The following is a 12,698-nucleotide window of genomic DNA, read 5'->3' as shown; positions in this document are numbered from 1 at the left end:
GCTCTAAAGGGACCACGCATCCTCTGCCACTATTTTAACTACAACTATTGTTTATATCAACCATAATAACTACATTTATAGTAAATACTAGTTTCATGAGTCAATATCACCTCGGCGAATTTGAAGAGATCGTACTGCTCACTGTAGCCATACTTAATGGAGAGGCTTATGGTGTAAGCATCATAGAGGAGATAGAAAGCCGTGTTGACCGCAACGTGAGTTTGGGCGCTATCCAAACGGTGTTGAAAAGATTGGAAGACAAAGAGTTGGTGCAATCAGCATTCGGTGAGGCCACCAAGGTAAGAGGTGGCAAAAGGAAGCGCTATTATACCATTACTGCCGAAGGTCAAAAGACCCTGCGGCAAACTAAGGAGCAGCGATTATCTCTATGGAACGCTATTCCGAAGATCGTATTAAAACAAGCCTAATGGATCGCAAGGAACACCATCAACCACCGCGTCTGGCCATGGCATTCTTTCGCTGGTTCTGCCAACCAGCGCTACGGGAAGAGATCGAGGGCGACCTGTTGGAGCAATACCATAAGCAGGTAACCCGATACGGGATCAAAAAAGCAGACCGGCATTTCACTAAAAGTGTGCTGTTATTATTCCGTCCCACCGTCATCGGGAACCTCCATCATTTAACACAACTATCAGCCATGAAAAAGTTTCATTGGTTATTATTGATCGCCGCCAACCTGCTGGTTGCAGTATGCATTTTTCTTCCGTTTATACCTGGCCCTTATGATGAACTGTCGGTTGGGTTATCAGGTATGGCGCAGGTTGCCGGCATTGTAGGGTTGCCATTGGTCCCTATTGGCCTCTTATGGCTCATCAACGGCAGAAATGCCTATTATTATGCCATCGCGGCTATTTGCCTTGGCATCCTCATCAGTTTGTTTTTTATGCTGAGTCTTTTACTCGGTGCGGGGCCTTCGGCTGCCATTGCGTTATTATTAGTGGTAATAGCTGCTTTATGGAAATGGGCGCCCATGATCAAAAAACTGAAGCAGGGAGAGAACAAACCATTTACTACAGCCCCTTTGTATTTATTAAGCATTCCCCTCATTGCCTTTACTGTACGCCTGCTTTTTATAACACCGGTCAGCAACTACAGCAGGGATCATGCCATTGAGCAGGCACAATCAGTGATCAATGCCATAGAAAGCTATCATACTCAAAAAGGCAGCTACCCTGAGTCCATCGAATACCTGTACGACCTCCCCGCACCTTCGGTAATGGGCATAGATGGATTCCGCTATGAAAAAAACGGCAATGGCTATAACCTGTCATTTATCCAATGGCAACATGTACTGGCTACCAAAGAAGTGGTGATGTACAATAAGAACGATGAACACAATGTAAAAGGACACTTCGCGAGTTACCCGGCCAAACAGCCGCACTGGAAATATTACTGGCTCGATTAATAAAGATGAGGCCGGAGTAAATAGAAAAAGGGGGGATCGTCTCAGAAGATGGTCCACCCTTTAAATATTGAGCAGTTATATTATTATCCTATCAGGTGCGTAAGCAAGCCATCCCGGAGTTTGGGCTCGAACCAGGTGCTTTTGGGCGGCATGACGTTGCCACTGTCGGCAATGTCAAAGAGTTGCTGGATGGTGACGGGATGCAGGCTGAAGGCAACGGCCATCTCGCCACTGTTGACCCTTTTTTCCAACTCGCCAAGACCACGGATACCACCTACAAAGTCTATGCGCTTATCGGTACGCTGGTCTTTAATACCCAGCCATTTGTCCAGTACATTGTTGGACAGGATGGATACATCTAATACACCAATAGGATCCGTGGTGTAGGTGCCTTCTTTGGAAGTTAGTTTATACCACTGTCCTTTGAAATACATGCCAAATTCATGGAGGTTTTCGGGCGCCAGGGGCGCTGCTATTTTTTCAACGGTGAAGTCGGCCGTTAATTTTTGCAATAGTTCTGCTTCCGTTAAATCATTGAGGTCTTTTACCACCCGGTTGTAATCCATGATATATAACTGGTTGGACGGAAAGAGGGTTGTGAGGAAGTAGTTGGCTTCGGGCGTCGCCTGTGCTCCGAGGGCTTTGCGCACTTTAGCGGCAGAGGCTGCGCGGTGGTGGCCATCGGCAATGTAGGTAGCAGGCACCACGGTAGCGAAGATGTCTGTAATAGACTTGATGATCACATCACTGTTCACTACCCATATAGTATGACTGATGTTGTCATCGGCTGTGAAGTTGTATACGGGATGATGATCAGCTTTCCAATCTTCAATGAGCTTGTCCAGCTCTGTTACATTTTTATAAGCGAGGAAGACATTACCGGTTTGCGCGCCGGAGGTTTTGATGTGGTTGATGCGGTCCTGCTCTTTTTCGGGACGGGTAAACTCATGCTTTTTGATGATGTCCTTTTCGTAGTCATCCACGGAGCTGGCAGCCACGAGACCTGTCTGGCTGCGGCCATTCATAACCAACTGGTAGATGTAGTAGCAGGGCTTATCTTCCCGGAATAAGAACCCACGCTGTATGAAAGCGGAGAGGTTTTCTTTGGCTTTGTCATATACAGCCTGTGTATGGATGTCTATGTCTTCCGGAAGGTCTATTTCAGATTTGGTGATGTGGAGAAAGGAATGCGGATTACCGGCCACTTCTTCACGCGCTTCCTTACTGTTCAGTACATCGTACGGACGGGAAGCTATCTGGCTGGCCAGTTCGGGTGTTGGACGTAATGCTTTGAATGGTTGTATAGATGCCATAAAGGTTGTTGTTGTGTTTATCCTTTTCGTTGGGCAAAGTGGTTCATGAGATCGGTGAGCGCCTGTACGCCTGCCAAAGGCATTGCATTGTATAAAGAAGCGCGGAAGCCTCCGACGGTACGATAGCCTTTCACCCCTACCATGCGATTTTCTTTACAAAGCGCCAGGAATTCTTTTTCAAGGTCTGTATTATCCATTACAAAGGTAACATTCATTTTACTGCGGTCTTCCACAGCGGCTGTTCCTTTGAAGATGGGGAGCTTTTCAATGGTGCTGTATAGCAATGCAGCTTTCTGGTTGTTGATCTTTTCTATTGCTGCCACACCACCCTGCTCTTTAAGCCAACGCAGCGTGAGCATACATACGTATACCGCAAATACCGGCGGTGTGTTGAGCATGGAACCGTTCTCGATGTGGTTGCGGTAGTCCATCATAACAGGCAATCTGCGCTCTACTTTACCCAATATGTTTTTGTTGACCACCACGAGGTTTACCCCGGCAGCGCCTACATTTTTCTGTGCGCCTGCATAGATGAGGTCGAATTTGTTGAAGTCGAGGGTGCGGCTAAGGATATCACTGCTCATATCGGCTACCAGCGGAACGCCTGCTTCATAGAAGGGGTCCATATCCTGCCACTGGGTACCATAGATGGTATTGTTGGAGGTGATGTGCAGGTATTTAGCTGTTTTGGGCACAATGAGGTTCTTGGGCAGGTAGGTATAGTTGGCTTCTTTTGAACTGCCAACGACTTCCACGTGTCCAAATAGACGAGCTTCTTTTATCGCTTTAGCGCCCCATATATCCGTATCGGTATAAGCGGCTATTTCATTATCATTCAGCAGGTTCATGGGCACCTGGAAGAATTGTGTGGAGGCTCCGCCATGGAGGAAGAGCACTTCATGATCAGCATCCAGTTGCATGAGTTCTTTTACCAGGCTGATGGCTTCATTCATGACGGCCTGGAAGGTTTCGGTACGGTGTCCCAATTCGAGGATGGACAAACCGGTATTGTTGAAGTTCAGTACTGCCTGTGCTGCCTGTTCAAATACTGTTTTGGGCAAAATGCTGGGGCCTGCATTGAAGTTGTAGATCGCTGGTGTCACGGCTCAAATGATTTCACTGATTAAAAAAGAAGGGCAAAGGTAGGGATTGTTAGTCACAGTTCCTGCCCGATGATGAGCCCTTTTTCCATTGCTGATTGAGCCATTCAAATTCTTCGAGATCGGCCTGGGTGAAGTTTTTGCCGGAGAGCTGTTTAAGATCAGGCTGGCCGGCATTTACCCAGGCCGTGTACCAACAAGAAGCTACCGCATAGATGGATTGACGCATGCGCCGCTCCACCATGTTGTTGAGCCGGCGATTGTACTGGCGGCAGTAAGCCTGTGCATATTGGCGGATGATGATCCCATTACGGTCTTCAAAAGCAAATTTCTGGTTGGCCGGAAATTCGCGGCTGAGGGCCTGCTCCATTGATAGTACAGTATCTGCTGCTGCCGCACTTTCCAGTATCCTGCTCCAGATGAAGCTGCCGGGGTCGCTCAGGTACCCGGCTTTGCCGATGAAGAAGTCCCATTCTTTTTCTGCCAGCAGTTCGGGTATCCTGGATTCCCAGAAGCCGTGAATACCCTGCTGGCCTGTATGCTGACCATTGTGGTTACTGCACACGTGCAGGGGAACATGTGCATCACTGATATAATGGCCTATGTCGGCAGATAGCTTTAGTATTTTAACGGGATCTTTTTGTTGAAAGGCCTGGGTAAGGCGCTGCAACATGGTTTGTATCCACCAGGGTACGATGCCGTATTTCATCAGGCTGTCTTCCGAATATTTTGCCACGGCCTTGTTCCATTGCCGGGGTAAAGAATCATAAGGATAACGACCATAATGATCTATGTCTATGTAATGCCGCGGCCCTTCTATGGCCATTGCATAACGCCGCTTGTCGGGATCAACTGCATGTTCGCTGAGGAAGTTGCTATGCGGCTTGTAGAGTACGAGCATTTCCGGTGGCAGCAGGAAAACCGCCAGGAAGTTGATCTTCCGGTGGGCGTAGAAGCCCCAGCAGAAGGAGGAGTGGAATGTTGATAGCAAAGCAATGGTCAGTATGGTTTTCTTCATAAGCGATATGCCTCTTCTATTTCTTTATTTCATGTTCGTGCTCGTCTTCGATGTGGGTTACGCCACCGGAGATGGCGAATTTCATGGCATCGGTAGAGGTGATATCGGTGAGCAGCCTTACGCGATCGCGCTTTACGAAGTATAAGCGGCCGGTTAAAGCAAATGACTGAGGTATGTATACAGCCACGTGTTCCTGCAGCCCGAACTCCTGCAGTTCCTGCTGGGTAATGAACCCGATCTGCCATACTTCAGGCGACTCTATACTTACCAATACGGCTTTGTCAAATTTACGTTTGTTGCCGGCAAAGGCTTCAAAGAAGTCTTTGATGGTGCTGTAGATGAGCTTGATGCCGGGCGTACGCTCCAATATTTTGTCAAAGAGATCAACCAGGCGGCTAACAATAAACGAAGAAGAGATGTAACCCACCATTATAACAATAAAGATGACGAGCACAAATCCCAATCCGGGAATCCTGCTTTCTCCGCCGGGGCCTGTCCCTATCCAATGCGGGAATATTTTTTGTATGAGGCTGGGTAATATTCCATCCACAAAGTTGAAGAGAACGGTTACCGCGTATATGGTGAGGGCGATAGGCGCCAGGATGATGAGTCCCTGTAAGAAATATTGAAAGATCTTTTTCAGTACCCGTTTTGTCTTCATGTTGAAACAATGATTTACGGCAAAATTACAGGTGCGGAGCCGCTTGTATGATATTATTTTTTTAGTTCTTTTTATTTTAATAATCACCCCTTTATATAGTGCCGAAATAATTATTTCGGCACTATTCCGGTCTGTTATTATGGTGGTCCATACAAACAATTGTATGCTTGTTTATTTGTTACCAAAGGCAAAAAAAAGGGATGGAAACTTTCGTAACGAAAAAAGTTTCCATAGTTTTGGCCCCGAATTATGGTACCTGAATTAAATACGAAGGAGCGGATCCGCCAGAAGGCTGATGAGTTGTTTATGAAGTATGGCATCCGGAGTGTAAGCATGGATGATATTGCCAATGCGCTGGGAATGAGTAAGAAGACGATTTACCAGTATTTTGTAGATAAGGACGAACTGGTAGACGCGGTTGTAGAGGCAGATATTACCAATATGCAAAGGGATTGTGCAGGTGTCATCGCCGACGCACATGACGCTGTGCAGGAGATCTTTCTTACGATTGACCGGGTGCTGGAGCAGTTCCGCAATATGAACCCCATGGTGATCTATGACCTGGAAAAGTTTCATTTCCGCGGATTCCAGAAGTTCATGGACCATAAGAATAAGTTTTTGCTGCAGGTTATCCGCAAGAATATGGAGCGGGGCCTTGCAGAAGGCTTATACCGTGAAGACCTGAATGTAGATGTTATCGCCAGGTTCCGCCTCGAATCTATGATGCTGTGCTTTAATATTGACCTGTATCCCCCTACCAGGTATATGCTGGCTGATGTTTCCAAAGAGATTATTGAGCATTATGTACACGGACTGGTTTCCCCTAAAGGCTATAAGCTGATTGTAAAATATAAAGAAGAACGTTTAAAAAAAGCAAAACATGAAACCTTATCAGGTAAGACGAAGTAATCCCACCCTGATGATGATCGTATGCTGCCTGGCGATGTATTCATCGCCGGCGCAGGACAGTACCCATCATGCATTATCCGCCAAAGAGAGTGTAACCTATGCTATGAAAAACAGTGCACAGGTAAAGAATATTCTACTGGCTATCCAGATCCAGCAGCAGAGCAATAAAGAGATTACATCGGCTGCCCTTCCCCAGATCAGCGGCAGTATTGATGTGAATTATTATCCCAAGGTGCCTGTTCAGAGCTTTCCCAATTTTATTGCAGCCGCTACGTATGGCGTATTGGAACAGGAAGGGGTAAAGGATGGTAATGGCAATTCCATCGTTTCGCCCAGTGATTTTGGGTTTATCCAGGCACAGTTTGGAACAAAGTATACAGGTTCTGTAGGTGTAAGCCTGTCGCAACTGTTGTTTGACGGACAGGTATTTGTTGGGTTGCAGGCAAGAAATGCCTCTATACAGTATGCGACCAAGGCCGCAGAAGTAACACAGGAGCAGATCAAAGCCAATGTGTATAAGGTGTATTACCAAGTGGTAGTAGGCCGGAAGCAAATGGGTACTATTGATGCGAATATAGAGCGTGTGGAGAAGCTGTTGCACGACACGAAAGCTTTGTATGATAATGGTTTTGCCGAGAAGCTGGATGTGGACAAGGTAGATGTTACGCTGGCCAACCTGCGCACGGAAAAGGTGAAGCTGGACAACCAGTTACAGAATGGACTACTGGGATTAAAGCTGCTGATGGGCATGCCGATGCGTCATACGCTGACGTTGACAGATACGGTATCCGAAGCGGAACTAAAAACAGATATCCTGGACACCGCCTATGCTTATACCGACCGCAAGGAGTATGAGCAGACCGAATGGCTGAGAAGGTTGAATGAATATAATATTAAACGTTATAAGCTGAGCAAGTTACCTACGGTAGCGTTATTGGGCAGCTTCAGTAAGAATGCGCAGCGTAATGAGTTCAATTTCTTTGATGCCAACCAGGAGTGGTTCACCACTGCCCTGATAGGCTTAAAGGTGTCGGTACCTATTTTCGAAGGACTGGCCAAGAACGCCCGCATCAGTAAGGCAAAGCTGGAGTTGCAGCAAACGGAGAATAGTATAGAGAACCTGAAGTTGTCTATTGATAACGAAGTTCAGACGGCCCACGCCAATCTAAACAGTGCTATTGTGACGATGGATTATCAGCGGAAGAATATGGAACTGGCGGAGAATGTGTATAACCAGACGAAGAAGAAGTATGAGCAGGGCTTAGGCTCCAACCTGGAAGTGACCACTGCGCAAGCTGAGCTACGGGTGGCACAGGTAAATTATTATAGTTCCCTGTATGATGCCATTATTGCCAAGATAGATTACCAGAAGGCAACCGGTAAACTTTAAACCATTACAACCACACTAATAGTAAAATAACGAATTATGAAAACGATGTATAGATTAAGCGCCTTAGCCATGGTCCTTTTGCTGGCAGCCTGCGGCGCCACGTCGGGCGACAAAGACCTGGCCAAGAAAAAAGAACAATTAAAGGGGCTGAAAGCGGAGCAGAAAGAACTGGCTACGAAGATTGATTCATTGGAAGCGCAGATCCAGCGGCTTGACACGACGGCTGTGAAAGAAGAAAAGACGAAGCTGGTAGCGCTCACCTCCCTGCAGCCTGGCAGTTTTACGCATTATATTGATTTGAAGGGAAGTATTAATACGGAAAACAGTGCTTTTGTTATGCCGAGAGGTCAGGGAGGCCTGGTAAGGGCCATTTATGTAAAGCAGGGCGATAATGTACGTAAAGGTCAATTACTGATGAAGCTGGATGATCCGCTCACGCAGAAACAGATCGAACAGGCAAAGATCAACCTGGCATTGGCGCAAACGACGTATGAGCGCCGTAAAAATCTGTGGGACCAAAAGATCGGTACAGAAATAGAACTGCTGACAGCAAAGAATAATGTTGAAAATATCCAGAAGCAAATAGACCTGCTGAAAGAGCAACAGGAGCTGAGCGATGTGTATGCCGAGATGAGTGGTGTGGCAGAGGTAGTGAATATTAAAGTAGGAGAAGTATTTGCGGCTGTCAGCGCGGCCACTATGGGCATTGTTATCGTAAACACGAATGATCTGAAGGTTGTAGCAGAGGTACCGGAGAATTACCTGGGCCGTGTGGGCGTGGGCAGTAATTTACTGATCACCCTGCCGGAGCTGGCCAATGATACGATCAGGACCCGCGTGAGTGTTGCAGGCAAGATCATCAATCCCAATTCACGCGCTTTTTATGTGGAAGCGAAGATCCCTGCCGGCAAAAGGCTGCGGCCCAACCAGCTTGCGATGGTACGTATACAGGATTATGCCGACCCCAAAGCCATCACTATTCCGATAGCCACTATTCAGAGTGATGAGAAAGGAAAGTTTGTAATGGTAGCCAGCAAGGAAAAGGACAAGCTGGTGGCAAGGAAGAAACCAGTGAATATTGGTGAGTCGTATGGCGACAGGCTGGAAATAAAGAGTGGTTTACAGGCAGGTGATCAACTGATCACAGACGGGTTCCAGGGATTGTATGACGGACAAGCTATCACTACAGAAGTAAAATAGACAGGCAGGCAAGACCGCCAAGACGATTCAACAATTCTTAAATCAATCTTATGAGTGTTCTGGAAAGTATAACGGGGAAGTTCAAAAATTTCGGACCGACGACCTGGAGTATTAAGAATAAGACCTCTATTTACCTGATGATGGTGATCGTGACGATGATAGGGGTATTCCAGTTTGTTACACTACCCAAAGAACAGTTCCCCGATATTGTCATTCCTACTATTTATGTTCAAACGATTTATGTAGGTAATTCCCCGAAGGATATTGAGAACCTGGTTACGCAGCCGATCGAAAAGCAGATCAAGGGGATCACAGGGGCCAAGATCAATAAGGTGACGAGTACTTCGGTACAGGATTATTCGGCCATTACGGTAGAGTTTGGCACGGATGTAAAAACAGATGTAGCGCTACAGAAGGTAAAGGATGCGGTAGATAAAGCGAAACCCGACCTGCCGACTGACCTTACGGAAGAGCCTTCCACAATGGAAGTAAGTTTTTCGGACCAGCCCATTATGTATGTGAATGTGAGTGGCAATTATGATGTGGTAAAGCTGAAAGAGTATGCAGATGAATTGCAAGACCGGCTGGAAGAGCTGTCACAGATCAACCGGGTAGACCTGGTAGGCGCACCGGAAAGGGAGTTCCAGATCAATGTGGACAATTACCGCATGCAAAACGCTGGTGTTACTTTCGATGATATCGCCAATGCTGTATCGCGGGAGAATATGGATATTTCCGGCGGTTTGCTGGATGTGGGCGAAACGAAACGTAACCTGCAACTGAAAGGGCAGTTTAAAACTAGTTTTGATATTGAGAAGGTGATTATCCGGAATACGAAGGGGGCTGCTATTTATTTGAAGGATATTGCGCAGATCAAGGATACGATCAAGGAAAAAGAGAGTTATGCGCGCTTAAATGGAAAGAATGTTATTACGCTGAATATTATAAAACGTGCGGGAGAGAACCTGATCGAAACCTCGGATGATATAAAGAAGGTAGTAGATGAATTAAAAGCTGATCTGTTTCCAAAAGACCTGGATGTAGTGATTACCGGCGATCTGAGTAAATCTACCCGCACTTCTTTTAATGAGCTGGTGAACACCATTGTGATCGGCTTCTTACTGGTATTGATCATCCTGATGTTCTTTATGGGTGTTACCAACGCGTTCTTTGTGGCCTTATCAGTACCACTGAGTATGTTTGTGGCCTTTATTTTCCTGCCGGCCGCCGACCTGATCGTCGGATCGCATGTAACGCTGAATTTCATTGTATTGTTTGCCCTCCTGTTCGGGCTGGGTATTATTGTGGACGATGCTATTGTGGTGATCGAGAATACGCACCGGATTTTTGTGCAGGCGCAGGGGAAGATCACGGCAGAGCGATCGGCTATGATGGCGGCAGGGGAAGTATTTATTCCCGTACTGGCGGGTACCCTGACGACCCTGGCGCCGTTTGTTCCTTTGCTGTTCTGGCCGGGCATTATTGGTAAGTTCATGATCTACCTGCCCACGATGCTGATATTTACGCTAACAGCTTCCCTGATCGTGGCCTTTATTATGAACCCGGTATTTGCGGTGGATTTTATGAACCATCCGGAAGATGGGCATAAACAATCAAAGGCGGCTATTTTCAGGAAGCCGATCTTATGGATCGCGCTGGGTGTAGGGATTGTACTGGACCTGATGCAGTTTACTTTCATGGGCAATTTCCTGATCTTCCTTGTGCTGCTGGTACTGCTGAACCATTTTGTATTGGATGGTCTTATTAAAGGTTTCCAAAACCGTGCGCTGCCCTGGATCATGGGTCATTATGAAACGTTGCTGAGATGGGCCCTGAAAGGATGGAGACCTGTATGGCTACTGCTGGCCACTTTCGGATTACTGATTTTCTCTTTTATGTTCTTTGGTGCACGTAATGTACCGGTGGTGTTCTTTCCTACCGGTGATCCGAACCAGATCTATGTATACCTGAAGTTGCCGGTAGGCACTGACGTGGATTATACAGATTCGGTAGCGAAAACACTGGAGACGCGTGTGTATAAGGTGCTGGGTATGGAAAATGGTAAGGCGAACCCGGTAGTAGAAAGTGTGATCACAAATATTGCTGTGGGCGCCAGCGACCCTATGAGCGGCGATCGCAGCACCCGGCCCGAGCTGGGGCGTATACAGGTATCTTTTGTAGAGTTTGAGAAACGGCATGGTAAATCAACAGCTCCCTACCTTGACGAGATACGGAAGGTAGTAAAGGGTATCCCAGGTGCGGAATTGTCCGTGAACCAGGAACAGGGCGGCCCTCCCACAGAACCTCCTATTAATATTGAAATAGTCAGCGAGAATTTTGACGACCTGATTAAAACAGGTGTAGCGCTGAAGAATTACCTGGACTCGATCCAGACACCCGGTGTGGAAGAACTAAAGATGGATATTGACCTTACGAATCCAGAAATCACTTTCACGGTAGACCGGGAACGGGCTATGATGGAGGGAGTTTCTTCTGGACAGATAGGCATGCAGTTGCGTACGGCGCTATTTGGAAGGGAAGTATCAAAGATCAAGGATGGCGAAGATGAGTATAAGATACAGTTACGTAATACCATGGTTCAACGTAAGAGCCTGGTGGACCTGATGAATATGAATATCACTTTCCAGGATATGAGTTCAGGCGGCCAGCTTAAGCATGTTCCGATCAGCTCACTGGTGAAGATAGATTATACCAGTACGCTGGGCAGTGTAAAACGGAAGAACCAGAAGCGGATGATCACGCTGACCTCTAATGTGTTATTAACGCAGGGATACACACCTACGGCTGTGAATGAAGAGCTGAAAGAGCATATTGCCAATTTTAAGAAGAAGCCGCAGAATGTTACGATCCGCCAAACAGGTGAAGGTGAGCAACAGGCAGAAACCGGCGCCTTCCTTGGAAAAGCATTGGTGATAGCGCTGTTCCTGATTTTGCTGATCCTGGTAATCCAGTTTAACTCTATCAGTAAGTCGGTGATCATTTTAACCGAGATTATTTTCAGTGTGATTGGGGTATTGCTGGGCTTCGGCATTACGCGCATGGAAGTATCGGTGGTAATGACAGGTATCGGGATTGTGGGGCTGGCCGGTATTGTGGTGAAGAACGGTATCCTGGTGATCGAGTTTGCCGATGAGTTAAGAGCGCGGGGTGTTAAGACCCGTGAAGCAGTGGTGCAGGCTGGTAAAACACGGATCATTCCTGTATTGCTGACGGCGGTGGCGGCCATCCTGGGATTGATACCACTGGCAGTAGGGTTCAATATTGATTTCGTGAAGATGTTCTCTGAGCTGAATCCTAATATTTTCTTTGGTGGTGATAATGCCGTGTTCTGGAAGCCGTTGTCCTGGACAATCATTTTTGGTCTTGCCTTTGCGTTCTTTATGACGCTGGTGATCGTACCGAGTATGTACCTGATCGCTGAAAGGCTGAGGCGTCCGATGCGCAGGATGTATGGCGGTAAGTGGATCTCTTTCCTGGGTATTCCCCCGCTTACCATCTTATTCATGCCGTTGATGCTGATCACGATGATCGTGCATCGCTTTGAAAAAGCACGCCGCAGGCGGAAGCTTGCCGGCAAACGCGTGAATGAAGCGTGGATAGGAAGCTGGTTCTAAACAAATGATTTTCTGCGTATAGAAGGAGGGTTCAGTCAATTGGCTG

General features: G+C 47.0%; 10 protein-coding genes. 6 read left to right on the top strand and 4 right to left on the bottom strand.

The features are described from left to right. The first annotated feature begins 95 nt into the window (after positions 1 to 95). Together HB364_RS06925 and HB364_RS06920 are read left to right on the top strand one after the other, a co-directional pair. On the top strand, positions 96 to 428 hold the full coding sequence (locus HB364_RS06925; protein WP_167287133.1) for a PadR family transcriptional regulator: 333 nt from the start codon (positions 96 to 98) through the stop codon (positions 426 to 428). Beyond that, entirely contained in the window at positions 428 to 1,426 is a 999-nt protein-coding gene (locus tag HB364_RS06920; RefSeq protein WP_167285854.1) for a permease prefix domain 2-containing transporter, read from the top strand. The genes HB364_RS06925 and HB364_RS06920 overlap by 1 nt, the downstream gene beginning before the upstream one ends. Positions 1,427 to 1,509: 83 nt before the next feature. On the opposite strand, the gene HB364_RS06915 is transcribed toward HB364_RS06920, so the two are convergent. The 4 genes from HB364_RS06915 to HB364_RS06900 are packed head-to-tail and all read right to left on the bottom strand — an operon-like array spanning position 1,510 to position 5,518. Then, positions 1,510 to 2,739 (bottom strand): DUF1015 domain-containing protein, encoded by a 1,230-nt coding sequence (locus HB364_RS06915; RefSeq protein WP_167287132.1) that lies wholly within the window; start codon positions 2,737 to 2,739, stop codon positions 1,510 to 1,512. Between the two features lie 17 nt (positions 2,740 to 2,756). Continuing rightward, a complete protein-coding gene (gene serC / locus HB364_RS06910; RefSeq protein ID WP_317170684.1) occupies positions 2,757 to 3,842 on the bottom strand; it encodes a 3-phosphoserine/phosphohydroxythreonine transaminase in 1,086 nt (361 codons plus the stop codon). 49 nt (positions 3,843 to 3,891) lie between these two features. After that, positions 3,892 to 4,857, bottom strand: a complete 966-nt coding sequence (locus HB364_RS06905) for a zinc dependent phospholipase C family protein (RefSeq protein ID WP_167287131.1) — start codon at positions 4,855 to 4,857, stop codon at positions 3,892 to 3,894. A gap of 16 nt (positions 4,858 to 4,873) precedes the next feature. Beyond that, the gene (locus tag HB364_RS06900; RefSeq protein WP_167287130.1) at positions 4,874 to 5,518 is read right to left on the bottom strand and encodes a DUF502 domain-containing protein; all 645 of its coding nucleotides are present in this window, start codon (positions 5,516 to 5,518) and stop codon (positions 4,874 to 4,876) included. Between the two features lie 249 nt (positions 5,519 to 5,767). Here HB364_RS06900 and HB364_RS06895 point away from each other — a divergent pair, with 249 nt between their 5' ends. The 4 genes from HB364_RS06895 to HB364_RS06880 are packed head-to-tail and all read left to right on the top strand — an operon-like array spanning position 5,768 to position 12,652. Beyond that, positions 5,768 to 6,427, top strand: coding sequence for a TetR/AcrR family transcriptional regulator (locus tag HB364_RS06895; RefSeq protein WP_167287129.1), 660 nt, complete (start codon positions 5,768 to 5,770; stop codon positions 6,425 to 6,427). After that, positions 6,399 to 7,817 carry a TolC family protein gene (locus HB364_RS06890; RefSeq protein ID WP_246228343.1) on the top strand — a complete coding sequence of 473 codons (1,419 nt, stop codon included), beginning with the start codon at positions 6,399 to 6,401 and terminating at the stop codon, positions 7,815 to 7,817. Before HB364_RS06895 ends, HB364_RS06890 begins: the two co-directional genes overlap by 29 nt. Positions 7,818 to 7,853: 36 nt before the next feature. Then, the gene (locus HB364_RS06885; RefSeq protein WP_167287128.1) at positions 7,854 to 9,017 is read left to right on the top strand and encodes an efflux RND transporter periplasmic adaptor subunit; all 1,164 of its coding nucleotides are present in this window, start codon (positions 7,854 to 7,856) and stop codon (positions 9,015 to 9,017) included. A 50-nt stretch (positions 9,018 to 9,067) separates the two neighbouring features. Beyond that, on the top strand, positions 9,068 to 12,652 hold the full coding sequence (locus HB364_RS06880; RefSeq protein ID WP_167287127.1) for an efflux RND transporter permease subunit: 3,585 nt from the start codon (positions 9,068 to 9,070) through the stop codon (positions 12,650 to 12,652). Positions 12,653 to 12,698: the final 46 nt, after the last annotated feature.

The organism is Paraflavitalea devenefica (assembly GCF_011759375.1).
Classification (GTDB): Bacteria; Bacteroidota; Bacteroidia; order Chitinophagales; family Chitinophagaceae; genus Paraflavitalea; species Paraflavitalea devenefica.
The sequence above is the reverse complement of the archived record's forward strand: the minus strand, read 5'-3'. Positions and strand labels throughout refer to the sequence as shown.